Origin of the sequence: uncultured Tateyamaria sp. (assembly GCF_947496075.1) — a bacterium.
GTDB lineage: Bacteria > Pseudomonadota > Alphaproteobacteria > Rhodobacterales > Rhodobacteraceae > Tateyamaria.
On the sequence record NZ_CANMBJ010000001.1, the window covers coordinates 52,298 to 77,935 of the forward strand.

Annotated in this window: 28 protein-coding genes and 1 other RNA gene; 16 read left to right on the forward strand and 13 right to left on the reverse strand. The window is 58.0% G+C overall.

Annotated elements, in window-relative coordinates:
• Positions 1–26: 26 nt before the first annotated feature.
• Together Q1A51_RS00240 and Q1A51_RS00245 are read right to left on the reverse strand one after the other, a co-directional pair.
• On the reverse strand, positions 27–1,253 hold the full coding sequence (locus Q1A51_RS00240) for an aminotransferase class V-fold PLP-dependent enzyme (RefSeq protein WP_299605581.1): 1,227 nt from the start codon (positions 1,251–1,253) through the stop codon (positions 27–29).
• A gap of 101 nt (positions 1,254–1,354) precedes the next feature.
• Positions 1,355–3,046, reverse strand: a complete 1,692-nt coding sequence (locus Q1A51_RS00245; protein ID WP_299196295.1) for a BCCT family transporter — start codon at positions 3,044–3,046, stop codon at positions 1,355–1,357.
• Between the two features lie 474 nt (positions 3,047–3,520).
• Here Q1A51_RS00245 and Q1A51_RS00250 point away from each other — a divergent pair, with 474 nt between their 5' ends.
• Complete coding sequence (locus tag Q1A51_RS00250) at positions 3,521–5,359, forward strand: BCCT family transporter (protein ID WP_299605584.1); 1,839 nt, start codon at positions 3,521–3,523, stop codon at positions 5,357–5,359.
• A 62-nt stretch (positions 5,360–5,421) separates the two neighbouring features.
• Here the strand turns inward: Q1A51_RS00250 and Q1A51_RS00255 are convergent, their stop codons facing one another.
• The 6 genes from Q1A51_RS00255 to Q1A51_RS00280 form a co-directional block, all read right to left on the reverse strand.
• Positions 5,422–5,838, reverse strand: a complete 417-nt coding sequence (locus tag Q1A51_RS00255) for an HIT family protein (protein WP_299196291.1) — start codon at positions 5,836–5,838, stop codon at positions 5,422–5,424.
• Positions 5,839–5,879: 41 nt separating this feature from the next.
• A complete protein-coding gene (acuI, locus tag Q1A51_RS00260) occupies positions 5,880–6,866 on the reverse strand; it encodes an acryloyl-CoA reductase (protein WP_299605587.1) in 987 nt (328 codons plus the stop codon).
• Positions 6,867–6,952: 86 nt separating this feature from the next.
• A complete protein-coding gene (locus tag Q1A51_RS00265) occupies positions 6,953–8,056 on the reverse strand; it encodes a dimethylsulfoniopropionate demethylase (protein WP_299605590.1) in 1,104 nt (367 codons plus the stop codon).
• The gene (locus Q1A51_RS00270) at positions 8,056–8,565 is read right to left on the reverse strand and encodes a DinB family protein (RefSeq protein WP_299605593.1); all 510 of its coding nucleotides are present in this window, start codon (positions 8,563–8,565) and stop codon (positions 8,056–8,058) included. Before Q1A51_RS00270 ends, Q1A51_RS00265 begins: the two co-directional genes overlap by 1 nt.
• Entirely contained in the window at positions 8,562–9,269 is a 708-nt protein-coding gene (locus Q1A51_RS00275; protein ID WP_299196282.1) for a DUF1326 domain-containing protein, read from the reverse strand. Before Q1A51_RS00275 ends, Q1A51_RS00270 begins: the two co-directional genes overlap by 4 nt.
• A 1-nt stretch (position 9,270) precedes the next feature.
• Positions 9,271–10,059, reverse strand: coding sequence for a DUF2182 domain-containing protein (locus Q1A51_RS00280; protein WP_299605595.1), 789 nt, complete (start codon positions 10,057–10,059; stop codon positions 9,271–9,273).
• 69 nt (positions 10,060–10,128) lie between these two features.
• Here Q1A51_RS00280 and Q1A51_RS00285 point away from each other — a divergent pair, with 69 nt between their 5' ends.
• The 10 genes from Q1A51_RS00285 to Q1A51_RS00330 all read left to right on the forward strand — a co-directional run bounded on the left by Q1A51_RS00285 (position 10,129) and on the right by Q1A51_RS00330 (position 18,042).
• The gene (locus Q1A51_RS00285; protein ID WP_299196278.1) at positions 10,129–10,884 is read left to right on the forward strand and encodes an FCD domain-containing protein; all 756 of its coding nucleotides are present in this window, start codon (positions 10,129–10,131) and stop codon (positions 10,882–10,884) included.
• A gap of 74 nt (positions 10,885–10,958) precedes the next feature.
• Positions 10,959–12,359, forward strand: a complete 1,401-nt coding sequence (locus tag Q1A51_RS00290) for a selenium-binding protein SBP56-related protein (RefSeq protein WP_299605597.1) — start codon at positions 10,959–10,961, stop codon at positions 12,357–12,359.
• Positions 12,360–13,013 (forward strand): hypothetical protein, encoded by a 654-nt coding sequence (locus tag Q1A51_RS00295; RefSeq protein ID WP_299196274.1) that lies wholly within the window; start codon positions 12,360–12,362, stop codon positions 13,011–13,013. It begins immediately after the preceding gene.
• Between the two features lie 71 nt (positions 13,014–13,084).
• Complete coding sequence (locus Q1A51_RS00300) at positions 13,085–13,777, forward strand: 1-acyl-sn-glycerol-3-phosphate acyltransferase (protein ID WP_299671100.1); 693 nt, start codon at positions 13,085–13,087, stop codon at positions 13,775–13,777.
• Between the two features lie 37 nt (positions 13,778–13,814).
• Complete coding sequence (locus tag Q1A51_RS00305) at positions 13,815–14,168, forward strand: DUF4345 family protein (protein WP_299605602.1); 354 nt, start codon at positions 13,815–13,817, stop codon at positions 14,166–14,168.
• A 77-nt stretch (positions 14,169–14,245) separates the two neighbouring features.
• Positions 14,246–14,597, forward strand: a transfer-messenger RNA (tmRNA) gene (ssrA, locus tag Q1A51_RS00310).
• Between the two features lie 99 nt (positions 14,598–14,696).
• Positions 14,697–15,125: a nuclear transport factor 2 family protein gene (locus Q1A51_RS00315; protein ID WP_299206817.1), complete on the forward strand. Its 429-nt coding sequence runs from the start codon at positions 14,697–14,699 to the stop codon at positions 15,123–15,125.
• 358 nt (positions 15,126–15,483) lie between these two features.
• The gene (locus tag Q1A51_RS00320) at positions 15,484–16,209 is read left to right on the forward strand and encodes a rhodanese-like domain-containing protein (RefSeq protein ID WP_299605603.1); all 726 of its coding nucleotides are present in this window, start codon (positions 15,484–15,486) and stop codon (positions 16,207–16,209) included.
• Positions 16,206–17,459 carry a chromate efflux transporter gene (gene chrA / locus Q1A51_RS00325; protein WP_299605606.1) on the forward strand — a complete coding sequence of 418 codons (1,254 nt, stop codon included), beginning with the start codon at positions 16,206–16,208 and terminating at the stop codon, positions 17,457–17,459. Before Q1A51_RS00320 ends, chrA begins: the two co-directional genes overlap by 4 nt.
• A gap of 76 nt (positions 17,460–17,535) precedes the next feature.
• The gene (locus Q1A51_RS00330) at positions 17,536–18,042 is read left to right on the forward strand and encodes a ClpXP protease specificity-enhancing factor SspB (protein WP_299206823.1); all 507 of its coding nucleotides are present in this window, start codon (positions 17,536–17,538) and stop codon (positions 18,040–18,042) included.
• 8 nt (positions 18,043–18,050) lie between these two features.
• Here Q1A51_RS00330 and Q1A51_RS00335 read toward each other — a convergent pair whose 3' ends face one another.
• Positions 18,051–18,620 carry a hypothetical protein gene (locus Q1A51_RS00335; protein ID WP_299206825.1) on the reverse strand — a complete coding sequence of 190 codons (570 nt, stop codon included), beginning with the start codon at positions 18,618–18,620 and terminating at the stop codon, positions 18,051–18,053.
• Positions 18,621–18,798: 178 nt separating this feature from the next.
• Between Q1A51_RS00335 and fumC the strand changes: the two genes are divergently transcribed.
• The 4 genes from fumC to Q1A51_RS00355 are packed head-to-tail and all read left to right on the forward strand — an operon-like array spanning position 18,799 to position 20,817.
• The gene (fumC, locus tag Q1A51_RS00340; protein ID WP_299605610.1) at positions 18,799–20,190 is read left to right on the forward strand and encodes a class II fumarate hydratase; all 1,392 of its coding nucleotides are present in this window, start codon (positions 18,799–18,801) and stop codon (positions 20,188–20,190) included.
• Entirely contained in the window at positions 20,187–20,399 is a 213-nt protein-coding gene (locus Q1A51_RS00345; protein WP_299605612.1) for a DUF4169 family protein, read from the forward strand. The genes fumC and Q1A51_RS00345 overlap by 4 nt, the downstream gene beginning before the upstream one ends.
• 41 nt (positions 20,400–20,440) lie before the next feature.
• Positions 20,441–20,602, forward strand: coding sequence for a hypothetical protein (locus Q1A51_RS00350; protein WP_299605614.1), 162 nt, complete (start codon positions 20,441–20,443; stop codon positions 20,600–20,602).
• The gene (locus Q1A51_RS00355; RefSeq protein ID WP_299605616.1) at positions 20,599–20,817 is read left to right on the forward strand and encodes a ribbon-helix-helix domain-containing protein; all 219 of its coding nucleotides are present in this window, start codon (positions 20,599–20,601) and stop codon (positions 20,815–20,817) included. Before Q1A51_RS00350 ends, Q1A51_RS00355 begins: the two co-directional genes overlap by 4 nt.
• Positions 20,818–20,960: 143 nt before the next feature.
• Here the strand turns inward: Q1A51_RS00355 and Q1A51_RS00360 are convergent, their stop codons facing one another.
• The 4 genes from Q1A51_RS00360 to Q1A51_RS00375 all read right to left on the reverse strand — a co-directional run bounded on the left by Q1A51_RS00360 (position 20,961) and on the right by Q1A51_RS00375 (position 25,309).
• Positions 20,961–21,854, reverse strand: a complete 894-nt coding sequence (locus tag Q1A51_RS00360; RefSeq protein ID WP_299605619.1) for a fructose bisphosphate aldolase — start codon at positions 21,852–21,854, stop codon at positions 20,961–20,963.
• A gap of 85 nt (positions 21,855–21,939) precedes the next feature.
• Entirely contained in the window at positions 21,940–23,280 is a 1,341-nt protein-coding gene (locus Q1A51_RS00365) for a cytochrome P450 (RefSeq protein WP_299605622.1), read from the reverse strand.
• Positions 23,277–24,497: a hypothetical protein gene (locus tag Q1A51_RS00370; RefSeq protein ID WP_299605625.1), complete on the reverse strand. Its 1,221-nt coding sequence runs from the start codon at positions 24,495–24,497 to the stop codon at positions 23,277–23,279. The genes Q1A51_RS00365 and Q1A51_RS00370 overlap by 4 nt, the downstream gene beginning before the upstream one ends.
• A 59-nt stretch (positions 24,498–24,556) precedes the next feature.
• On the reverse strand, positions 24,557–25,309 hold the full coding sequence (locus Q1A51_RS00375; RefSeq protein ID WP_299206840.1) for a cytochrome c biogenesis protein CcdA: 753 nt from the start codon (positions 25,307–25,309) through the stop codon (positions 24,557–24,559).
• Between the two features lie 93 nt (positions 25,310–25,402).
• On the opposite strand from Q1A51_RS00375, the gene Q1A51_RS00380 reads away from it, so the two are divergent.
• Entirely contained in the window at positions 25,403–25,630 is a 228-nt protein-coding gene (locus Q1A51_RS00380; RefSeq protein WP_299605630.1) for a sulfurtransferase TusA family protein, read from the forward strand.
• Positions 25,631–25,638: the final 8 nt, after the last annotated feature.

Sequence of the window (25,638 nt, forward strand, 5' to 3'; positions counted from 1 at the left end):
TCAAGTTGTCGCAGGTTGCCTTTACGTCAAAGAACCGCGTCAAGGGCCGTTAGAAGCTGATCAATCTCTGCATCATTCGTGTAGTGTGTGAAACTCAGCCGCAAAACACCCTGATCCGGATCGACCCCCATAGCCTGAAGCGCCCGGACTGCATAGAAATCCCCACCTCCGGCCATGATGCCATGATCGGCAAGGCGGGCGGCTACTGCGACCGGGTCACGTCCCAAATCCAACGCAACGGTTGGTGCACGGATCGCTGCGTCCGTGGGACCTATAACACGCAGATCATTGCGGTCTTTCACGGCATCCATGACCCGGGTCAACGCGTCGATTTCTCGTGTGCGCATGAGGTCATGAACGACTTGTCCCCGCGGGGACACTTGTGTCCCACCACCGCTTGTATGGTGATCGTAAAGCGCGTGCACATAATCTGCCATGCCCGCACATGCGGCCACTTGAGCATGATCGGGCCCAGCGGGAGTAAACCGTTTATAGAGGCTGTCAGCGTTGAAGTAGTGTCCCTGGTTCGGCAGCAGCTCTCCCAGGGCGCGCCGGATGACCATCAGACCCTGATGCGGACCGTAGGTTTTGTAAGCCGAGAACAGATAGATGTCGGGGCCAAGATGGCCAACATCGGGGAAGCCGTGCGGCGCGTAACTGACGCCGTCGACACAGACAAACGCCCCGGCGGCATGGGCAAGCGCGGTGATCTCGGTCACCGGGTTGATCTCTCCCACCACGTTTGAGCAATGGGGAAAGCAGACCAAACGGACCTTTTCGTCCAGCAGGTCTTCCAGCACTGCGGTATCCAGATGGCCGCTGCCGGGATCCATTTGCCATTCACGGATTTCGATCCCCCGATCCGCCAGACGCCGCCACGGGCCCGTGTTGGCCTCGTGATCTTGATTGGTCACCACGATCGCTTCACCCGGCTGCATCATCTGGGCGAAGGCTTGCGCCAGGACATAGGTGTTCTGCGTGGTTGATGGTCCAAAACTCAACTCGTCCGTATCCACACCAAGGACGGCAGCCATCCGCACGCGTGCCTCGTCCATCTCTTCCCCGCCTAGCCGTGATGCCTCGTAGTCGGCATAGGGCTGCACCTTGCGCTGCGTGTAAAACCGGAACAGGCGATCAATGACCTGTTTGCAAGTGTAGCTCCCCCCGGCGTTTTCGAAGAAAGCCTGTCCCTGCAACGACGGTTCGGCAAAGGCAGGGAATTGCGCGCGCACAAACTCAAGATCAAGAGGCATCGGCTGGTCCTTTATCTTAACAAGAAAAAGGCCCCAACCAATTGATCAGGGCCTTTCAATGCTATCCCAGCTGTCATCAAGGACAACTGGGAAGTCAGGTCTTACTCAGCCGGCAAGCCATTGCCCGTCGCACCCGGAATTTCCGAATGGACGGCAGGCACGCCTGCGGCCTCGCGGCGACCATCATTATAGATCGCCTTGATCAGCGCGATGCACATCAACGCCATCACGATCGAGAACGGCAACGCCCCAATCACCATGGCCGTCTGAATGGCCCCGGTCCCGCCGGAGATCAGCAAGCCCGCCACAACAAGGCCAAGGGCTGAACCCCAGAACAGGATGTGGGGACGCGCTTTTGGACCTTCGTCACCGGCCGCGTTGATGGTGTTCACGATCAGCACGGCAGAGTCTGCGGACGTCACCAGGAACGTCATCAGCAACACAACGATCAGAACCGCCATGCCCCACGCCAGTGCCTGTGCAATTGGTGCCAACATGAACTCGGTCATGGCAAAGATCTTGTCGCCATTGGCCGCGTCCAGAATGACGCCATTGGCATCGCCGTTCAGTTCCAGGTCAATGGCTGTGCCACCGGCCCATGAGAACCAGACAAAGCACATCAGCGACGGAACGATCATAGCACCCAGCACGAACTCGCGGATGGTCCGACCGCGCGAGATGCGCGCCAGGAACAGACCCACGAATGGTGCAAACGCGATCCACCAGGCCCAGTAGAACACGGGCCACCAGCCCTGCCACTGTGCCAGCAGGAACGCTTCGGATCCGTCCACACCGTCAGACGCGTATACATTGAAGCTGAGCCATGGCAGCGCGATCAGATAGTCCCAGATCCCAACGAAGAAGGCCGCTGCACCAAAGAAGGTAGCGCCGAACAGGATGAAGAAGCCCAGAAGGACAATCGACAGAACCATGTTGATGTTGGAGAGCCACTTGATGCCCTTGCCCACACCGGACAGTGCCGACAGGGTCGAGGCGCCCATGATGACCAGAAGCGCCACGATGATGCCGAGTGTCGTGGCAGAGCCATCGTCGAGCACCAGGCCACCAATCCCGATCCGGGTCAGACCGGCCACGAATTGTTCAACGCCAAAACCAAGCGTTTGCGCCACACCAAGAATGGTTGCCACAACCGCCACGATATCGATGAGGTTGCCCAGAAAGCCCGACAGCGAAGAGCCAAACAGCGGCGTCAGCGACGAGCGGATCGTCAGCGGCAGACCGCGGCGGTAGCTGAAGAACGCAAGCGCAAGACCCGCGATAGCGTAGCACGCCCAGGCGCCCAGACCCCAGTGAAGGAACGACCACACATAGGCCTCGCGCACGTTATCCTCACCCAGCGCCGTGGTGGCGCCTTGGATGACGGAGGGGTTGTTCTTGAAGTGGGCCACCGGCTCGGCCACGGCCCAGGTGAGCATGCCGACACCGATCCCGGCACCGAACATCATCGAAAACCAGGAGAAGTTGCTGAACTCGGGCTTTTCGCCCGGTTGGCCGAGGTTCAAACGCCCTGCAGTCGGCCAGAGGGCGAGCCCAAGGCAGACAAGCACGAAAAACGTCACGACCCAGATGTACCAGGCGGCGAAGTTTTCCAGAATTACGCTGTTCCAGTCGCCCAGAATCGTGCCGGCCTCGGTTGGCCAGACAATGCACCAGACGACGAGCATACTGATGATGATCTTACTGATCACCGCAACGTTGACGCTGAACCCTCGATAAAAACCGCTATCAGCGGTTTTGATCGGCAGCTCCGTCAATGGAGGTTGAATAGACATAGATACCTTCCTGTTGTCGTTTTTATGACAAGAGCAAAGCACGGGTAGAGACATAAACGAAGTGTTAATTCGAACAGTACAGGTCGCATTGGACACCAGAACGCCGTTTTTGTTTCTGATATGAAAAAACGGCGTTCAATTTTCAAAAACTGCGCCGTTTCTTGCGTCAAAAATGGCCGTATTGCCCGCAAAATATGTCTCATTTTTTGAGATTCGCGGCTTTCATTGCTTTCTGCATGGTCGGACCCGACGGTACCGTTCATCCCCGATAACGGCCCAAAATCGTCAAATCACACCCATTTACTGTCGCTGTTTCACCAGTATTCGCCCTGAACCCTGTCACCCTTAATGCACGCACCGCGCGAAGCCGCGGACAAAGGGTGTCGTTTTCAGACCTTACGAAACGATGAAACCCACGCTGGTGCCGAGGTCACACAAGATGGCAGGCCAACTCAGAAACAGGGAGCCAATCTTATGGCGATAAAAGAACCATTCACGGATCTTGATATCAACAAACAGGAGTCAGGGTTCTATGAAGGCTACAGCCTTCCCATCGCCCTCAAGTCCAAAGCGATCATGGTCGCGCTTGTCTTGTGGGCCATCATTTTCCCGGTCAGTGCCAATGGCACTCTGGACGACTGGAACTGGGCGTTGCTGCAGGGCTTTAATGCGTTCTACATCATCTCTGTGGGTGCATTTGCGTTTTTCCTGTTTGCCCTCGCCATACTCCCCACAGGCAGGCGAAAACTGGGGGGCGTCGATACGGTCCCGGAATTCTCCAACTTCTCCTGGTTCTCAATGATGTTTGGCGCCGGACTTGGTGTCGGGCTTATGGTCTTTGCGACAGCTGAACCGCTGGGGCTTTGGGGATCCAACCCCGTTGTTGTTGCGGGGAACGTCGAGGGCAATTCGCCCGAAGCCTTAACATCCGCCTATCGCTACACCTTCCTGCACTACGGATTCCATGCCTGGGCTATCTACGTCGTGACGGGTTTGAGCCTTGCCTACTACGCCTACACCCGCGACATGCCCCTGACGATCCGGTCTGCGCTGACCCCGCTTCTGGGGAAAGTCGCCAACGGAATTGTGGGACACATCGTCGATGTGCTGGGCGTTGTCGCAACCATCCTTGGTGTATCTGTCACCATCGGTTATGGGGTGAGCCAGTTTGTCGATGGAGTGTACGCCGTGACGGGCCTGGATTGGTTGATGGGTGCCAGCGAAGGGGATGCACCACCTGCCCCGTCCACCGTCGGCCTGTTGTCGGCGCTTGCCATCATCATGTTCCTATCGATCCTGTCTGCCGTGTCGGGTGTCGGGCGTGGGATCAAGTACCTGTCGAACCTGAACCTCGTTCTATCGATCATTCTGCTGATGACCTTCGTGATCTTTGGCAGCTTCGTGTTTGCCATGACGACTTATGGAACAGCATTGGTCGACTACATCATCCAGTTCATCCCGCTCAGCTTCGAAGCGTATAGCCCGTTGGCGCAAGATGCCTTTGCCGCCACTCTGCCGGCCGACGCCGCACCGCTTGCAGCCGATCTGTACGGTGGGGCGACAAATGCATGGGGCAGTCTGGATGGCTTTACAGAAGGACTGGAGGGCGCGGCTGCCTCTCTGCCACCCGAGACACAAGCCGCAGCGTACGATGCAGGCAGCCAGGGACGGCTCTTTGGCTGGCAATCGGGCTGGACCACGTTTTACTGGGCCTGGTGGATCGCGTTCTCGCCCTTTGTGGGCCTGTTTCTCGCCCGCATCTCAAAGGGTCGCACGATCCGTGAGTTTATTCTCGGCTGTGTATTTGCACCCGCATTGGTTTGTTTTGCTTGGATGACCATCCTTGGCGGCACCGCCATTGATCTGGAGCTGCAAGGCGTGGCCGAAGGCGCCATCATCGGCGCGTCAAACACCAACAAGCTGTTTGTCACACTCAGCTACATGATCGAGGGCGGCTTCCTGTCTGCCATCACCATCATGTGCGTGGTGCTTATCATGACGTTCCTTGTCACTTCCGCGGATTCCGGGATTCTTGTGATGAACACGATCATGTCCGGCGGCGCGCAGGAAACAGGTATCAAGCACCGGATCATCTGGGGTCTGATCATGACAGGGGTGATCGGCGGTTTGATCATCGCGGGGGCTTCAGGACGCGGGGGCGATCCCCTGGCATCGCTTCAGGACGCAATGATCATAGGCGCCCTGCCCTTTACCATCATCATGGTCCTGATGGTGTTGTCGCTGATCAAGGCATTGTTCAATGACAGCCGCCGCGCCAAAGAGGACGGTGCCATCGGTCAACCAGCCGAGTAAACGCAGGTATGAACGGCGAAGGGGCGCATGTTATGCACCCCTTCCACATCGCAGGTTCAAGCTTAAAGTGCCGCGCGCATCTTCTCTGCATGCGCCTTGATCGCCTCCATATCACCCATTTTGCCCGGTGGGCGCATCGAAACACCGTCGTGACGTGGGTGGATATGAAAGTGCAAATGAAACACCTCTTGGCCGCCCGCAGTTTCATTGAACTGCTGAACGGTGATGCCATCGGCATCAAATGCGGTCTTGGCCGCGTTTGCCACCTTCTTGACCGTGGACATGACGGAGGCCAACTGTGCGTCGCTGGCATCCAGCACATTGCGGCATGGTGTTTTGGGGATCACCAGACAATGTCCGTCTGTGCGCGGCATGATATCCATGAAGCAAAGGGTATCATCGTCCTCGTAGACGGTGACATTGGGGATTTCGCCCCTCAGGATCTTGGCAAAGATGTTCTGGTCGTCATAGGCGGTCATCGCGGGTCTCCGAAAGCTGTTCGAAGACCCGTCTAGACCGATCAGGCGTTCACGTCGACCACGACGCGGCCCTTCACTTGCCCTTGCAAAATGTCTGCACCCAGCTTTGGCAGATCGGACAGAGTGGCGGGCTGAACCATGGCTTCAAGCTTGTCCATGGGCAGGTCTTTCGCAATGCGATCCCAGGCGCGGACACGATTGTCGTAGGGCTGCATGACACTGTCGATGCCCAGAAGGTTCACACCCCGCAGCAGGAACGGAATGACCGTCGCAGGTAAGGCTGCTCCGCCCGCCAGACCTACGGCAGCCACAGAGGCACCGTATTCCATCTGTCCCAACACGCGGGCCAGCATGGCGCCACCCACGGCATCGACACAGCCGCCCCAGGTTTCACCCTCAAGCGGGCGCTTGGTGGTTTCATTGATCTCTTCCCGGGCCACGATCTGGCTGGCACCGAGAGAGGTCAGATAGTCGGCCGTTTCGGGCCGCCCCGTTACGCCTGCAACAGTGTGACCAAGGTTGGCAAGAATGGCGGTGGCAACAGAGCCAACCCCACCCGCAGCACCGGTGACCAGAACCGGACCACTCTTGATCCCATGATCTTCCAGCGCCATCACGGCCAGCATTGCCGTGAAGCCAGCGGTCCCAACGGCCATGGCCTGCCGCGTATCAAGACCTTCCGGCAGTGGCACCAGCCAATCCGCCTTGACCCGCGCCTTCTGGGAGTAACCGCCCCAATGCGCCTCGCCCACGCGCCAGCCGGTCAGCACGACCTTGTCGCCGGGTTTGTAGCGGTCATCATCGGACGCCTCGACTGTCCCGGCAAAGTCGATGCCTGGCACGTGGGGGTATTTGCGAACGAGTCCGCCGCCCGGACCAATGCAAAGACCGTCCTTATAGTTCACGGTCGAATACTCAACCGCTACGGTCACCTCAGCCTGCGGCAGATCATCCAGCGACAGTTCCTGCACCGCAGCGGACGTTTTGCCACTTTCTTCGTCCTTGTTGACCACCAGTGCATTGAACATTTTGTTCTCCATTTTTCTGGGGATGATCCCCTGCTTCATCTTGCAAAGTAAACTTCGGGGTCCGGGGCAGCGCCCCGGTTCCACATCTATAACCAGAACGCCTCTTGTACCGTGGCCCGGCGTATCCCATCGAGGGTGTCGACTTCGAGGTCAGTTCCGGGATCCCAATGCGTCATGCGCACCATACCGATGGCCACGTTGGTCTTAAAGTCCGGCGACCATGCAGCCGACGTCACCTGCCCCACGCGTTTGCCGCCGGCGAGAAGTGGCCAAGGCCGGTCACAGGTCGGCACCGCATCCCCATGGATAACGATGGGGCGAATTTGCTGAACCGGCCCTTCCTTGGACACGCGCAAAAGCGCATCACGTCCAATACAACCGATAGCCGTCTGGGTGTCGCAGAACCGCCCCAGCCCGCACTCATGCGGTGTGTTGTCGTCGGTCATGTCATTGCCATAGCTCAAGAGCCCACCTTCGATCCGCTCAATGGCATTGGGGCAGCCCGCACGGACCTGTAGGTCTTCGCCTGAATTAAACAAAGCGTGCCACAGCGGCATGCCAAGCGCGCTGTCCGGCACATAGATTTCGAACCCGCCCTGCTTGGAGTAACCTGAGCGGGCAATGGCTAGGTCCTGCCCCTCGAACTGGAACATGTCGAAGCGGAAAAAGCGGATGTCGCGCACGCGGTCGCCAAACACGCGCTCCAGCAGATCATCGGCCTTGGGCCCCTGGATGGCCAGCGGCGACACGTCCGGCTCATCCACCAGCACGTCCAGGCGGTAGCCGTTAGCGATGCCCTTGACCCAGAGCAGCAGATCGCTGTCAGCAATGGAAATCCACCACCGGTCCTCGCTGAGCTTGACCGCAACAGGATCGTTGAGCATGCCGCCCGTCTCATCCACGATGGGCACGTAGTAGCACTGTCCCGGCAGCATCCGGCGTAGATCGCGCGGTGTCAGCATCTGCATCAGCCGCCCGGCGTCCGGACCGCGAAGTTCCACTTGCCGTTCGACCGAGACGTCCCAGACCTGAACGTGGTCTTTGAGATGGCGGTAATCTGCCTCGACGCTTTCGAACACGGTCGGCAGCAGCATGCGGTTGTAGATGGTGTAGGCTTTGACGCCTGCCGCCTCGACCCCTTCAGAAAAGGGTGTGCGGCGCAGGCGGCGTGACGGAGATATGACGGCCATCAGTCGTCCTTTGGCATGAACACAATATCAGTAACGGGAGCGGTCAGACCGGCGGCCGTCATCATGGCGTGGACCTGACCCCGGTGGTGGGCCTGGTGGGTGAAAAGGTGCACCACGCAGGTTTCAAGCGGCATTTCAAAGTCCTGCTGTAAGGTGCTGGAATGCCAAGACAAATCGCCCTTGAGCGCGACGGTGTCGAGGCGGTCGCCCCAAAGGCGGATCGTGCCGTCCATGCGGAAGCGCTCCGCACTCCAGACCGCGAATGTCGGGGTGAATTCCTTGTGCTGTTCGGGCGGAACCGACGGCGGAGGCAGGTCCGCGTCGAACCGGCTCATCCAGATCGTGTCGCCCCACAGGATGTGGTTGAGCGTCGCCATGACGGACCCGAAGAACGCACCGCGATCCTTGCGCAGGTCCTCGTCCGGCACGCCTGTGAGCATTTCCGTCAGTTGGCGGTTCTGCCAGGCGTTGTAACGGGCCATGGTACGTACATAACCCGCGTCGATCATGGTTTGGGACCTTTCCAGTCGATCGGGCAGATTTCCGCGGATTTGCCGCCGAAGTCCCAGATGCGGCCGTAGTCACGCACCTTGGATTTCACACCGCGGGCTGCGATGATATCCGGCCCCATCCAGTACTTGGAGTTGGTGATCATCACCGGGTGATCCTCGGACTTGCCGGTGATCATCTCGATCTCGCCCTGGATCTTGCGCCCGATATAGAGGCCGCGTTTCTTGCCTTCGCGCACGATCTCGACCTTTTCACGCTCGGCGCCCACGATGTCGCTGACCAGCATGGTGAAGAGACCCGTAGTGCCGCCTGCGGCGCCAGAGAATATCTGCAGGATGCCATTGTAGGCCTTGCCGCTTGCGCGCTCGTCCACATAGGCCGCGACACGCCAGCCGCCTTCCCCCATACGACCAGGGATATCGACCATCAGGCCGACGTTCAGGCCGCTCAGGTCCTCGCCTTCGAAATGTCCTTCGTCGATGGCAATGGCCATCCACGCGTGGCAATGCCCTTCGGTGGGGGGATGCGCGCCAAGTGAGACGACGCAGGGACAAAAGAGCTCGCACGAACAGTTGAGAAACAGTTCGCCCTTGATAGCCCATTCGGTGGGCGACATCTGCCGCCGGCCCGGGTTGGGCATCCGGCTGTCGATGCGCTGACTGACCGGCAACTTATCCGCGTCGGGGCGTTTTTTCACGGCCATCTTATCCTCCTGAAACAACGGGATATGCGAGCACACTGATACCACCCAGCACCAGTAGAACCCCCAAGGGTTTTGTAACAACATGCCCGATCTGGGGCAGTTTTTCGATCACCATAAACAGCGTGGCAAGGCCCATCCACAAAAGGCTCATCACGCCGCCGACAAAGCCAAGCGCCATGAAGCCCCAACAACAGCCCACGCAAAACGCGCCGAGGCCGAGCCCCATGCGCAACCCGCCCGCAAAGCCGGTGCGCCAGTGGCCGAGAAAATAGGTCATGGGGCTATGGCAAACGCCATGGCAGATTTCCTTCGCTCGGGTGAATTGGAACAGACCGACGGCCAGCAGCAGCAGGCCCGCAAATGTGGTGGTCTTGGGTATGCCCAGCATGTCGATGATGCCACCATAAAGCAAGGCCAGTTGCACAGCCGAGATCAGCGCAGCAAAGGCGACCCAAACCACGAAGTAGCCCAGTAGCACACCCAGCCACCCTACCCGCGTGCCGTTCGCCGACACCATCAGGTCCTCGTAGCTGCGCAAGGTCGGCACCAATGTCGGCAACATCATCGCGGCCATCATGATCGCCCACATGGCAAATAGCGGACCAAAATTGGCCATCGGCATGTACATGGGCATGCGCGGGTCCATGGCAGCCATGCGCGCGCCCATGTCTCCTGGGCGGCCAAACAGGTCCACGTCCATGGAAAGCGACATGGAATACATGACCCACCACGACGCCAAAATCGCGCCGAAGAACCCCAGCCAGAGGGTCGAACGAACGATGTGCGACATGTGTCCTCCCTGACCTCATGCGACTCAATGCTTGCCAGATTAAATGTCAGACATTAAAATGTATGACAAATGAAAATTGATCCCGACAGCACAGTTGATCTCTCTGCCCAGATTGCCAAGGCGATCCGGGATGCCATTATCGCAGGTGATTTGATTGTGGATCAACGGCTTCCAAGCGAGGCCGAGCTTGCCGATCACTTTGACGTATCCCGGCCCACGGTGCGCGAGGCCCTAAAGCGACTCGCGGCGCAATCGCTGATCAGAACCCAGCGCGGGGCCACGGGCGGCGCTTTCGTGAACCGCCTGCGATTCGAAGATGCTTATGCCCAGCAGGTCACGACCTCGACCCTGCTGCTGTCCATGAATGCTGTCAGTTTCGATGTCGCCTGTGAAGCGCGCTATGCGCTGGAGCGTGCCTGTGCCCCGCTTTCCGCGGAACGCCGTACGCCGGATCATTTGGCTACGATGCGCGCGGAAATTCACCGTCAAGGCCAGCCCGGCCTCACCGACGAGGCGTTTTGTGCCTCTGATGTCACCTTTCACCGGGCATTGGTGGATGGCGCAGGCAACAAGGTACTCAGCTATCAGCTTGCCGGTGCGGTCGAGGCGATGCAGCCTCTTATGAACATGATCACGTTCACCGCCCGGTCGCGCGAAGCGATTGTGGCGCTGCACACGGACATCGCGGACGCGGTCGAGGCTCGGGACGCCACCAAGATCGACGCGACATTGGTTAAATTAGAAGCCTACACGCGAGAGCTGGCCCATTCGGTCGTCACTGCCCGCGCGCAAAAGGCCGCAGAAAAGGAGCACAAGACCGCCTGATCCTTCCCCCAAAAGTCGCAAAGGCATCCGAGGGGTCGGGCACTGATCGTCAACCATACGTCAGGGAGGACGCTATGAATTTAAGACCCGATCCCACATTTCACCCCTCGCCCAAGATGGCCATGGAAGCCCCGGTTGAGAAATTGGCGTTTACGCTGATGCTCAGCCCTGATGGGACCAAACCCGATGGCCTTGCGGTTGTCGATGTTGATCCCACGAGCGACACTTACAGCCAGATCGTCCATGAGCTTTATGTCCCCAACCTTGGTGACGAGTTTCACCATTTCGGTTGGAATGCCTGTTCTTCGGCGCTCAGCCCCCTCACCGGCCACGCGTTTCTTGAACGCCGTTACCTGATCATTCCTGGCATCCGGTCGTCGCGCATCTACATTATTGATGTAAAGGAACCGCTCAAAGCCAAGATCCACAAGATCATCGAACCCGAAGAACTGTTTGAGAAGACGGGCTATTCCCGCCCTCACACCATTCACTGCGGACCCGAGGGCATCTATGTATCGACCCTGGGCGGCGGTGGTGAGGATGGCACCGATGGCCCTCCCGGTATCTTCATCATGGATTGCGAAACCTTCGACATTCTGGGCCGCTACGAGATGGACCGCGGCATTCAGGACAAGCATTACGATTTCTGGTGGAATCTGCCGCGCGACTACATGGTCAGCAGCGAATGGGGCCTCCCGCCGCAATTCGAAAATGGTGTGGTGCCAGAGGATCTTCTGTCCAACAAATACGGCCACACGATCCACTTCTGGGACCTGCGCGGGCGTAAGGTAACGAAGTCCATCGACCTGGGAGAAAATCACCAGATGGCGCTGGAAATCCGCCCAGCCCACGACCCGGTCAAGGAATATGGGTTCTGTGGCGTGGTGGTTGATACCACCAACCTGCAGGGTGCGATCTTTACCTGGTGGCGGGATGAGGACGGTGAATGGCAGGCCAAGAAGACGATCACGATCGACCCCGTACCTGCGGACGCGGACGACCTGCCCGATCTCCTCAAGGGCTTTGGTGCGGTGCCACCGCTGGTCACAGACATCGACCTGAGCCTCGATGACAAGTACCTCTACGTTGCCTGCTGGGGTCTTGGTGAAATGCACCAATACGATGTGTCCGACCCGATGAACCCCGTGCTCGCTGGCAAGGTCGAAATTGGCGGCATCGTCAAGAAAACCAAGCACCCCAATGGCAAGGACTTTGGATACGGCCCGCAGATGGTCGAGATCAGCCGCGATGGCAAACGCGTCTACTGGACCAACTCGCTTTATTCCACCTGGGATGACCAGTTCTATCCCGGCGAGCGTGGTGCGGCGATGGTCATGGCCCACGTGGGTGAAGATGGCGGACTGACGCTGGATGAAAACTTCTGGACCAAGTTTCCCGAAGGCTACCGCAGCCACCAGATCCGGCTTGAAGGTGGCGACTGTTCGACGGACAGTTTCTGCTACCCATCCGTCTAGATGGACATGACGACGGCGGCGGGCCTCTGGCTCGCCGTCATCCTCTCCGGCCTCTACCACGGCCTGAACCCCGGCATGGGATGGCCACTGGCCGTGTCGTCGGCCCTGTTTGAACGCAGGCGCAGTGCGCTCTGGCCCGCTCTGGGTGCCCTATCGCTCGGTCACTTCGTGGCGATGCTGGGCATTCTGCTGCCGTTTTCGATGATGACATTGCTGATCGATTACCAAGGCGAAATACGCATTGGCGCGGGGCTGATCGTGATTGCGATGGGCGTCTACCTTGCCATCACGCGCAAACATCCCCGTTTCCTTGCGCGCATTCCTCCGCACAAGCTTACGCTGTGGTCTTTCCTTGTCGCACTCGCGCATGGCGCCGCCTTGATGCTGGTGCCGATCTACCTGGGCCTATGTGCAATTGAGGAACTGGATGCGGGTCACCGCGCAGCCTCCGCCTTGATGGCAACGACAGCGCTGGCCCTTGGCGTGGCTGTGCTGCACACCGCTGCCATGATGGGGTCTGGCGGGGCCGTGGCCTATGCCGTGCACCGCTGGTTGGGCCTCAATTTCCTCAAGCGGGGTTGGTTCGACCTCGAGCTTGTCTGGGCACTCAGCCTGATTGTGGTAGGTGGTGTCGGGCTGTGGACCGCGTTCTGAAAAAGGCATTGACCTGGCGGCAACAGACCGCAACTGTCTGAGAAGAGACGTGCGGTACCGGAATGCCCAATATGTTGCGACTGATCGATAGAACATTGGGTAAATGGCTGCGCCACTTTTTCTTCGCCATTGTGCGCACGTATTTTTCGCTGTTCTACAATGTCAGCTGCTCGGGCAAACACCTGCTACAGGACACGCAAGGCGCGCTGATCCTTGCCACCCATGTCAGCCGCTTCGACGGACCGTTGATCGCCGCGATCCTCTATACGACGCAGCGTATCCGGCCCGTTGTGCACTACAAAGAGTACTACAACTGGATACAATGGTTCCCCATGTTCGTGGCCCGTGCGATCCCGGTCAGTTCACCCAAGTCCTGGCCAGCGGAAAAGCGGCAAGCCCAGAAAGAGGCAAGCATGCAACGTATTCTGTCTGCCCTCGATAGTGGCGAAAGCATCCTGCTGTTCCCCTCAGGTCACACACGACAACAGGAACCCGAGGTGATCGCACCACACCTGTCCGGTGCGCAAGACATCCTGCAAGCCAACCCCGATAGCCCCGTCCTGCTGCTCAGGCTCGACGGTTTGGGCCGGTTCCAACCCGCGCGATATGACTATTTCTGGACGTTCATCGGACGCAGCAAGGGGCGTCGCCATATCTCGGTCGACATCAAAACGGTCGATGACCTCGACCCGGGCATCGATCTTGCGGCCTTCAACAAAGATCTTGAGGACCGGTTGAACACACCCATACGCGACAGCTTCTAGACTTGCCTCGGGCCATACTTGGCCCTACGTGCCGCGCATGATCGACATACTGAACATCCTCGCCGCACTCCTGACTATCGCTTTCGGCCTCTTCGGTTTTGTAGCGCCGCGGTACACGGCCTCCGCTCTAGACCTTGCGCCGACACACAGCACCATGGGGCTGAGCGAAATGCGCGCCTCTGTGGGCGGGCTTTTTGTGGTGGCGGGGCTCGCTGCCATCTGGATCGATGCACCATTGGCCTATGCAATGATCGGCTTTGCCTTTGCCGGCGCGGCCTTGGGGCGGTGTCTGTCTTTAGTGTTTGACAAACCTCCGGTGAAAAAAGTGCTGATCTTTGGTGGTATCGAAGCAGCGCTTGCAGGATGGTTTCTGCTCGCTAATCATTTTTGATCAGAGGCTTACATTCCAAACTTAATGAGCACTATTTTCATTTCCCATTTCAAAAAATTCCCGACCTGAGCGCCTCACAGATTGCAAAAGGTGTGCTCTTCACTTATCTAATCGATGTCCTTCGGGACTATGGACATAAACGCGCTCGTAATAAACGGATCGGACCCGGGGGCGGTACCCGGCGGCTCCACCAAATATCCCTTCGTTTGGGGGATCATGGGGCCGAAACAGGATCGACGGACGTCTAAAGGTGTTAGCTTTGTCTCGGCTGTCTGCCACCGTTACCGGCGAAAACAGTACAATTGCAAACGACAATCGTGCTCCGGTTGCTATGGCTGCGTAAGCAGTCCTAGTCGAACCGACTTTAAGCCCTAGCGCCTAGCCGCGTTAGGCGGGGTTCGCAGGCACCTGGCAACAGAAGCCTGCACTTTCACAAAGATTTTCGTGTTTTCTGAATACCTTCAAGGATTGTTAAGTCCGTGGCGCTATCGCTGTGGTGTTAATAGTCCGATTGAATACGAGGGGCGCATGCCGCACAAGGTCAAGACCCTGCAAGGCTGGTACGACGAGGTGTGGATCAAGGGTGATCTTGACGCGATCCCCAAATTTCTTGCGCCCAACGCCCGCTCGCGCGGGATCATGGGCGATACTCCCTTTTCGATCGAGGACCTCAGCGAGCTTGTGACCATGGTCCGCGAACTGCTTGGCCCCATCGAAATCACCCTGCCAATCACCATGGAGCAAGACGACTGGCTATCGGCGCTGGTTGAGATCAAAAGTCACTCGGCGGACACGGGTGATCCGGTACATGTCTTCGGGCAAGTGATCGCACGGTTCGAGGGAACGCAGATGGTCGAAATTTACACGGGCACAGATTCACTGACGCTATTTGAGCAACTCAGCTTACTTCCCGAAAATGCGATGGCTGTCATGCTTGGCGGGACGCGTCTGCGATAGTGGCTGCAAAGTGTTTTGTTCATACCTTCCTGTCAGCACTCCCATTTTCTCCAGTGTCCACACGAGAAACCTACCATTCAGTAAGCTCTGTTGTGCAGTTGACGATCGTATCCCACATCCGGCAGCCATTCTGCTTCGAAATTCCTTTCTGTTGAAACATCCTGAGCCTGCTACCGGTATGTCGACTTCGTTATGGGGTTGCATTTAAATCTGCAAAGCTTCCGGCAATCCAAAGGGTTGACGGACGCGACATCCAAGCGCAATTTTGTCAGCGGGGCCAACGCGACTGCCCCATCAGGCTGAACATCCTTACTGGCCCAAACGTCGCATCCTTTTGTTGTGCTCAAAGGATGCTGCAATGGACCATTCGTATTACTCCATATCTGCGTTTGAACTACTGACCTTGTTGGGAACAGACAAGGCGCCGTGCCTGATCGACGTATGCCTAACCGAAGACATTAAAGCTGAACCGTGGCGTCTGCCTGGCGCGCAACATGTCCAGCACCGCGACGTCCAGCTGTGGGGTGCTGCACATGCCCGAGACAGACCAGTCATCACTATTTGCCAAAAGGGTTTGAAGCTGTCGCATGGCGCCGCAGCCCAATTGCGCAGCATGGGCTTTGACGCACGAGCACTGACAGGCGGGAACCGCGCATGGTGTACCGCCAATTATCCAGGCATTGCGTTGAGCGACTCTCCTGCACCGGGAACATCATGGGTTTTGCATGCGACCCGCGACGCACATGCGTGTATTGCTGCTTGGGTGATCCTTCGCTGGTATGACCCCCGCGCCATACTGATGTGGGTGGCCTCCGAACATGTGCAGGATGTTGCCGCGCGCTTTGAGGCATATGCTCTGCCAGAAACCCCTCTTGCTCAGAGCTTCGCCGCAACCGGCCTCAGGTATCCTGATCTTTTGGATTTTGTCACATCCGTTGATACTCTGACAAATCCCGTCACATCACTGCTTGGCGTGTTGTCCAATCTTCATGAACGTGATGAAGACTTGATACACGCCGCCCTGCCGTTTCTTGACGCGGCCTGGCTGCTACATCGCCAATCCAATCGGCAGGAGGTCGCATGAGGGAACAGAGCTGGTCCCGGCTGATCCAGGTCTTCGGACGCATCGGTTTGCTGTCTTTCGGTGGGCCTGCAGCACAAATTGCATTGATGCATGACACGCTCGTGTCACGCGAAAAGTGGTTGACCGAGGATCAGTACCTGCGCGCGCTGTCGCTCTGCATGCTGCTGCCGGGACCGGAGGCAATGCAATTGGCCACATATGCGGGCTGGCGGTTGCGCGGCTTTGCAGGAGGGCTGCTTGCCGGATTGCTTTTTGTCATTCCGGGGGCCGCCGTGATCCTTGTTCTCGCACTCGCCTATATTCGCTTTGGCGATATCCCTATGGTGCAGGCCGCGTTCCTTGGCATCAAGGCGGCTGTCATCGTCGTCGTGTCGCAGGCACTTATGCGGCTGGGACAAAAGGCACTGAACGGCCTTATCGCGTGGGGCCTTGCTGGCGCGGCCTTTGTTGCGTTGTTCGTGTTTGGTGCCCCTTTCCCTTTGGTCGTGATTGGCGCAGGCTTGGTTGGCGCGTTGCGTGCCGATGGTGCAGCCGCCGTGACAAACCCCGCCCCGGTCAGGACCCAAACTTCGCGCACCATCGCGGTTTTCGGGACACTCTGGCTCGCGCCGCTTGTTGCGCTATGGCTCACTGCCCAGAGTTTCCTGCTCGAAATCGGCCTGTTCTTTTCCAAACTTGCGGTCGTGACGTTTGGCGGGGCTTACGCGGTGCTCGCCTATATGACCCAGCAAGTCGTCCAGGATCACGGCTGGATTACAACCGGGCAGATGATAGACGCCCTGGGGCTTGCAGAAACCACACCCGGCCCACTGATCCTTGTAACCGAGTTCGTGGCACTGCTTGCGGGCTACGCTCAGGGCGGTCTGACACTTGCCCTTGCGGCAGGCGCGCTGACGCTGTGGGTGACTTTTGTGCCGTGCTTTCTCTGGATCTTTATGGCTGGACCATATCTGGATCACATCGCCACACGGCCCCGGCTGTCGGCCGCGTTGCAGGGTATCACGGCTGCCGTGGTCGGCGTCATCCTGAACTTGTCGGTCTGGTTTGCGTTGCATGTCGTGTTTGCAGATGTCGGCACAGCCAAGATAGGCGCCCTGCCCGTCCCAGACCCTTCGACCCTCAATCCTTGGGCGATCGGCCTGACAGTTGCCGCAGGGCTTTTGATGCTGCGCTTGCGCGTCAGTTTGCTGGCGACATTGGCGATCATGGCGGCGTCAGGTTGCGCACTTTCACTTTTGGGGCTGGTTTAATCCCATTGAACGCGCGCCACCTCTTCCCTCTGCGTTAAATTGGGATATGGTTGATACACGCAGCACGAGGATCACCATGAGCCGGAGCATTGATTACGGCAACCTGATGCACGAGGCCATGCGCGGCCTTATCCGGAAGGTGTTGACGGATGTTGCCCAGAACGGACTACCTGGCACACATCATTTCTTCATTACCTTCGATACAAGCCACCCAGACGCCGAGCTGGCCGACTGGCTGAGCGATCGCTACCCGGGCGAAATGACGGTGGTGATGCAGCACTGGTATGACAAACTTGATGTCGGGGCCGAGGGCTTTGCCGTGACACTGAACTTCGGCGATGCCCCGGAACCCCTGTACATACCCTACGATGCGATCAAGACCTTTGTAGATCCGTCGGTCGAATTTGGGCTCCGCTTTGAGACCCAAGGCGAGGACGAAGACGAAACCGCGCCAGCGACACCGCCGGAAATCTTACCGAGCCGCGCACCCGCCGCCCCCAAACCAGCGCTTGAAGACAAAGCGAAGGCTGACGATGAGGGCAAAGATGCCGACATCGTGTCTCTCGACAGTTTCAGGAAGTAACCCGGCAATCAGTCCCGGGTCAGGAATGTTTCCACTGCACGCAGGATTTCCCCGTCCTGGATGTTCTGGAAGTTCAAGTCCAATCCGCCTTCAGTCAATGTGCGGTCATATTGCTGCAGGCTGTAACCACCATCGGTGCTCACGAACAGGGAATAGACCGTCAGCGTCTCTGCATCGATGCGCGCCCAAACATAGGGTTCGCCTTTCATCGGGTCGAGTTGCACTTCATGACCAAAAACGTTCTTTCTTTGAGCCGCTGCATAGACTTCGCCTCGACCGCTTGGCACAAAATCGACGGAATATGATTTTTCTGACAGCTTACCGGATGCTCTACGCGTGACCGATGTCCACGTGACAGTGAACCCGTATTTCGTCGTATTGATCTTTACGCTCATATCGCGGGGAATCTTTGTTCCGTCCGCTTGAATAACATCGGCACTGCCCGAGTATTCACCGACAAACGGTGCAATATCCGCCCGTACAGGTGCCCCAAGTGCGAGCATGGTAAAGCCTAGTGCAAAGAGGGCAGCAAAAAAGGGCCGCGTCGAGCCGCCAACAAGTGCGCGTGAGACATTCATGAGGTGGTCCTTTTTCCTCCTGTTTCCCCAGATATAGGAACGCTCGCACACGGATGCACCCTCGATTCGCCAATGTGTGATGACATCATCCATGATCCAGCGCACCAGTCCTTGTCTGCGCTGCCCTTGGCCGGTAGATGCATGACATCACGACGACACGCGTAAAAGGAGCCACCCCATGGCCGACACCCGCACTGAATCCGACAGCTTTGGTCCGCTGGAGGTTCCAGCCGACAAGTATTGGGGTGCGCAAACGCAACGCTCCATCATGAACTTCCCGATCGGTTGGGAAAAGCAGCCTGTGGCCTTGGTGCGTGCACTTGGTGTGATCAAGAAGGCCTGCGCCATGCAGAACAAGGCGCACGGCACGCTTGACGCAAAGCTGGCCGATGCAATCATCGAGGCGGCGGGCGAAGTCGTTGCGGGCAAGCTGGATGACAACTTTCCGCTGGTGGTCTGGCAGACCGGGTCTGGCACGCAATCGAACATGAATGCCAACGAGGTGATCGCGAACCGTGCTATCGAAATTCTGGGTGGTGTAATCGGCTCAAAGGACCCGGTGCACCCCAACGATCACTGCAATATGGGCCAATCGTCGAACGACACATTTCCGACGGCCATGCACATTTCGACCGCCATGACAGCGCGCGACGTGCTTTTGCCGGGTCTTGAGAAACTGCACACGGCCCTTGAAGCAAAAATCGCGCAGTTCGATGGGATCATCAAGATCGGTCGAACCCATACGCAGGACGCAACCCCGCTTACGCTTAGCCAGGAATTCTCGGGCTACAGCCATCAGGTCGCCATGGGCATTCAGCGGGTCAAAGACGCGCTGGGCCGCATCTACGAATTGGCGCAAGGCGGCACAGCCGTTGGCACTGGCCTGAACACCAAGGTCGGCTGGGCCGAGGCGGTCGCGGGCCACATGGCCGACATCACCGGCCTGCCCTTTGTCACCGCCCCCAACAAGTTCGAGGCGCTGGCAGCCCATGATGCCATGGTCGAAATGTCCGGCGCACTGAAGACGGTTGCAGCCTCGCTCTTCAAGATCGCCAATGACATTCGGCTGCTGGGCTCCGGCCCCCGCTGCGGTCTGGGGGAGTTGGTTCTGCCCGAGAACGAGCCCGGCTCGTCCATAATGCCGGGTAAGGTGAACCCGACCCAGTGCGAGGCACTGACACAGGTTTGCGCACACGTCATGGGCAATGACGCAGCAGTAGGTTTTGCCGGGTCGCAGGGACATTTCGAACTGAACGTCTACAAGCCGATGATGGCCTATAATGTGCTGCAATCCATGCAGTTGCTTGGAGACGCCTGTTCCGCCTTCACGGACAATCTGGTGGATGGGCTGCAGGCGGACGAAGTGCGCATTGACAAGCTGATGCGCGAGTCGCTGATGCTGGTCACCGCGCTGGCGCCCGAGATCGGCTATGACAACGCAACGAAGGTTGCCAAGACCGCACACAAGAACGGCACAACGCTGATAGAAGAAGCCGTGAAACTTGGCTTTGTCACCGAAGAACGGTTCAACGAGGTGGTGCGCCCCGAAAACATGATCGGCCCCAAGTGAGCACACCGATCAACCTAAACAAGGTTCGCAAGACCCGTGCGCGCGCTGAGAAGAAGGCGCGCGCCGACGCCAATGCGGTCACATTTGGGCTGACCAAGGCGGAAAAGGATCGCGCAAAGCGGGAAAACTCCCGGTCTGCGCGAGAATTGGACGGCAAAGCCGCCGAAACGTCCCCGTATGGCGCGAATGGGAACGACAAAAAGCCATAAATCTTAGTCAAGTTAGCGGCGTTGAGAGTTATAGGTGTTTCATGACACAGATCGATGACACAGCCGTGCGCGACCGTATCCGCGCCCTGCGCCGCGCGCGCCGTTACATTCGTGCCAACCAAGGATCGTTGGCGCGTCTGCTGAACACATATGAGCGTATTGCCGAACTCGACCCGTCACGGCGGTTCTGGGCAGAGCAGTGAGCACCCGGCCACAGAAGCACTCCCTCACCCTCAAGGGCCATCGCACCAGCGTGTCACTGGAGCCCGAATTCTGGAATGCCTTTCGCATGATTGCGGAAGAAGAGCGTCGCCCAATCAATGATTTAGCAGCTGAAATTGATGCAGAGCGCGGCACCAATGTTGGACTTGCTTCCGCTATTCGGGTCTTTGTCCTTAAGCGGCTGATGGAGCAATAAATACTCACTTTGCCGCCGCGATCTTAGGCCCGTAGCACGGATCACCGTCTTCAATGACAGTGATCCAGTACGCTCAGTTCCACTCCGAACCCACAATCTCAAAAAGTCACCGGGCTCGGAGCACTTTGTTTTTAGCGAAAAGTCTATGCAACAGATGCCTCGTAAATCTGATTGATATTGCCACCAAGCGCTGCGTGAAAGCCGTCGTCGCTCATGTCGCGCTGCAATCCTTCGGTCAGCGCACGGCTGAAGCTCGCGATCATCTTGTGGTTCTGGGCAAGCCGCGCACTGGCATCCTGCGTCGAGTATCCACCGGACAGCGCTACAACACGCTGCACACGCGGATGATCTGCCAACGCATCATAGATACCGGGTTGCTCGGGCAAGGTCAGCTTTAGCATGATGTCTTGGCCTTCGCCCAACGCCTCAGTCTGTGTCAGCAGGGCTTCAGCCAAGATTGCCTCAGCCTCAGCCTTGGTCTCGGAGTGAATGTTCACCTCAGGTTCGATGATCGGGACCATACCAGCGGAAATAACCTCATGCGCGACGTCGAACTGGTTTGCGACTATCGCCTTGATCCCATCCACATTGGCACCGTGAATCACGGACCGTTCCTTGGTGCCGTAGATGCCCATTGCCTTGGCTGCCGCCAGCGTATCCGCAAGCCCAGGAATAGGCTTGAGCAACTGGACACCGTCGGCCTCGTCCTGCAGCCCCTTGTCGATCTTCAGAAATGGCACCACGCCACGCTTGTCCCATAGGTACGATGGCACCGCCTGCCCTTCGATCTGTTCATGCAGTGTTTTTTCGAACAGGATTGCGCCAATGACCTTGGCGCTTGTGAAATCCGGGCTCAGGATGATGCGTTCCCGCATTTTCTGGATCTCGCCAAACATTTCGTCTTCGGACCCATAGTCCGAAGCATCCACCCCATACAGCGCAAGCGCCTTTGGCGTGGACCCGCCAGACTGGTCCAAGGCAGCGATAAAGCCGCTTCCGTTTTCCATCTGGTCCTGCATCTTGGCAAAGTCGGTCATACCGTGCTCCAAAGTCATGACTTTAATTGCCCCAGACCTAACGCATTAACGCCGTGCAAGAAATCCCGCCAAGCCCCTGTTTGCGCTATCTTTTGCCGATATGAAGCCAAATTCCGTCTTTTGCACGAACAGTCAGGTGTGCCACAGGTACGGGCGCCCGTCCCTCCACGCATGATACCGTAACATCGCGCAACAACCGCGCCAGAATCAGCGGACCTTCGACCATGGCAAATCCGGCGCCCGTACAAACCCGTGCGCCAGCAGAAAATGGAATGTAGGCATCACGCCCACATGTCTTGCCGTTTTCGGTTTGCCATCGGCCTGGGTCGAACTCATCCGGACGTTCCCACAACCGCTCATGACGATGCAAATGCCACGGGCTCAGCACCAGCTGGCTGCCCTGGGGCACCGCGCGATCCCGGAACTTTTCAGGGCAAGACGCCTCGCGCACCATCATCGGGACCGGTGGGTAGAGGCGAAGCGTCTCGCGAAAAACGTCTCGGGTCACAGGCAGCTTTGACATCACGGCGAAATCGCAATCTGACAGCGCTTTCGCCTCTGCAGCCACTTTTTCTTGCCACTCCGGGTAAAGGGCCATCAGATACAGTGCCCATGCCAGCGCGGATGCACTGGTTTCGTGACCCGCTAGGAAAAAGATCGCAACCTGGTCCACCATTTCTTCCGGGGAAAAGGTCTCACCTGTTTCGGGATCATGTGTCGTCATGATCTTGGTCGCCAGATCATCAGGCGCGGTGCCGTCGGCAATCTCTTGTGCTCGCTGAATAACCAACTTGGCAATCAACGCCCGAATACGCGCCGCGCTGGCTCTTGTGTCGCGGCGAAACAGCCGTGGCATCCAACGCGGCAATGGGACAAAGGCGGCAAGGTTCAGAATTGGCTGGCTGCGCTGATAAGCGCGGAACTCGTGAAACACTGCGCTGGCCAACGCGTCCTCGATCGGAATGGAGAAGAGCGTGCGGAAGATGACATCAGCCGCCGCATGACTGGTCTGTTCTTCGATCTCAATCACGCCCTCGGACATACGACTGGCGGCGGCCTCCGAAGCATCCCACATGGCCGGGAACGTCTCGCGCAGGCGCCCGCCTTCAAACGCCGGATCAATAATGCGCCGCTGTCGTTTCCATGTCTCCCCATTGGTCAGAAACACTGAATTCCCAAGTAAAGGGCGCAGGCCCTCACTTACACGGTCAGACTTTGGAAAGTCCTCCGGCCGGTCCTTAAGGACCGTTTTCACCAACTCCGGTTGGCTCATCAGGTAACTGCGAAAAAACGGTGTTCGAAATTCGGCCATCCACGCGCGGTACAAACGTGCAGGCTGGGCCGATAGGATGTCCTGTCGAAAGAGCTGCATGTAGCGCCACAGCGACACACGGTCCGGGCGGCTGGGGGGCTTGGGTGGGATCATGCGGCGACTGACGTATACTTGGACACTGCGTGATCTATGCGTGACTTTGACGGTGGGCGATCTGCGTATCGATCCGCCAATGTCAGCGGCCCCGCCGTGATCCGGAAATAATCATAGTCCTTGGGCCGGTCGAAGGCACAGAGATACTGAAAATGCAGCCGAAAAAACCGCCAGCGCAATTCTTTCCAGCGCGCCGGACTTAGGCTTTGGGTGAAGGCGGCAGAGAACACCAGCGGCCAGCGCTTGTTCTTGGGCGCAACACCCGAGACCGATACGGGATCACACAGTGCAAAGGCGCATCCGTCGCCCGGGGCTGTCACATCGACCCATGTCAATGCGTCCTGCACCGACAGAAATTGAAGATCGGCACGCAGGCGGTGTGCGTCCGGCAAGAAGGACACCATGGGCACCACCTGCCCTAAGGACAGGAATGCCAGTGCAGGTCCATTGGCGGGCACCTGCCCCGCCCGGATCAGGTCTGCCAGGATCGAAACGGCCAGATGGGCACCGGATGAATGACCAACGATAAGCACTTCGTCGACGTCTTCTGACAGGGCCGCTGCTATACTGCTCTGGAAGTCGTGCATACGCTCTTCCAATGCGGGTGGGTTCGCCCCCTTGGATGCAGCCGAATAGGCATAGTCATGCATGAGGTAGTAGGCAAAGATCTTGCCGTCCTTTGCTTTGAACCAGCGCAAAAGAGTGATGAAAGCCGCAGCGCCAAGAAGCAGGCCGCCCCATTCGCCGACGGCACCAAATACCGCACCTACACGCCACAGCGCGTACCACAGACAGAAAGCCAGCAGGGCTTGTCCAAGCAACATGCCAACAGGGTATAGGGCAGCAATCACGGGCCCTTTCCGCAATCTCATCAACCGGCGCAACGCGCCGGAGGCAATGTAGGTCCACGCCGTACGCATCAATTGAAGGTATGTGCCGGGTATCGAAGCCTCCATTGACCCACGCACAATGTCGGACCAGACCAGTACTTCAACATCAGCATGGACGTTGGCACCATCTATTTCGGCCTCAACCTGCCACCCGTAATGTTCGGATTTGGATGCCGGACGCAGCGCAATCTGGTAGCCCGAGATATCCGCCTGAGCCGCGCCTTCCTTGCGATAAAGCTCGCGGTAGCGACGGGGATGAATCGGATCGTAGCCGGGAATGTAGAACACCCGACGACGCGAGACGGATTTTGGATGCGACCTGCTCATTCATGCACCTTTTGATGCAACCTAACGCGCATCTACGGCCAAAGTAAGACTGTGCCTGCCTAGCCCAGTGTGGCGAGTGCCGGGAATTGCTCGAGCAACCAGAACGAAAACCGGGTGAACAGCCCAAACAGCATCGCCGCACCGACCAGCAACAGCAATCCGCCCATAACCTTCTCAATCAAGGCCATGTGCCGCTTGATCCTGTTCATGAAGCCCATCGCGCGGCTCATGAACATTGCGGCCAACAGGAACGGAATACCCAGACCGGCCGCGTATATGCCAAGCAGGAACGTGCCCCGTGTGACCGAAGCTTCGGATGCGGCAAGGGTCAGAATGGCACCCAATTGCGGCCCGATGCATGGTGTCCAGCCAAATGCGAATGCGAGGCCAAGGATATACGCACCAAAAGACGACCCGCCCTGATCTCCCGCATCCATGCGAGCCTCGCGATCGAGAAACGGAATGCGGAATACACCCAGAAAATGCAGGCCGAAGACCATGATCACAGCACCGGAGATCTGGGCGAAGAGTATCTGGTTCTGCAAAAAGAACGCGCCAAAGGCTGACGCGGCGAAGCCGAGAATGATGAAGACGGTCGACAGGCCCAGCACAAAAAACAAAGCAGTGACAGTGGCACGGCTGCGGCCAGACTGTCCTTCTGACATCTCTCCGACGGTCATGCCTGACATGTACGCCAGATACGGCGGCACAATGGGCAGCACACAGGGGCTGAGAAAGCTGATGATGCCTGCCAGAAGCGCAACGCTCATGGCAGGGATCAGGCTTGCGTCGATGATATCGATTCCGAACATATCCCCCACCTAACCGTCCTTGTCCCGCACGTCACGTGCAGCACGGTCACATGTCTGTGGACAGGATGTAACATCGCGCCTATTTCGGCTTTTATGAATGACGCACACGAACTAGATGCGGTCGGGCTACTATGCCCCTTGCCCGTGCTCAAGGCACGCAAGCGCCTGCAAAAGCTTTCCTCCGGCGACTTGCTGATCATCGCCGCTGACGATCCTGCGGCCGTGGTGGACGTGCCCCATTTCTGCACTGAGGCGGGTCACGTACTTGTCTCAGCAGACACCAGCGGTCCTATCCAGCGTTACACAATCCGCAAAGGATAAGGGCGCGC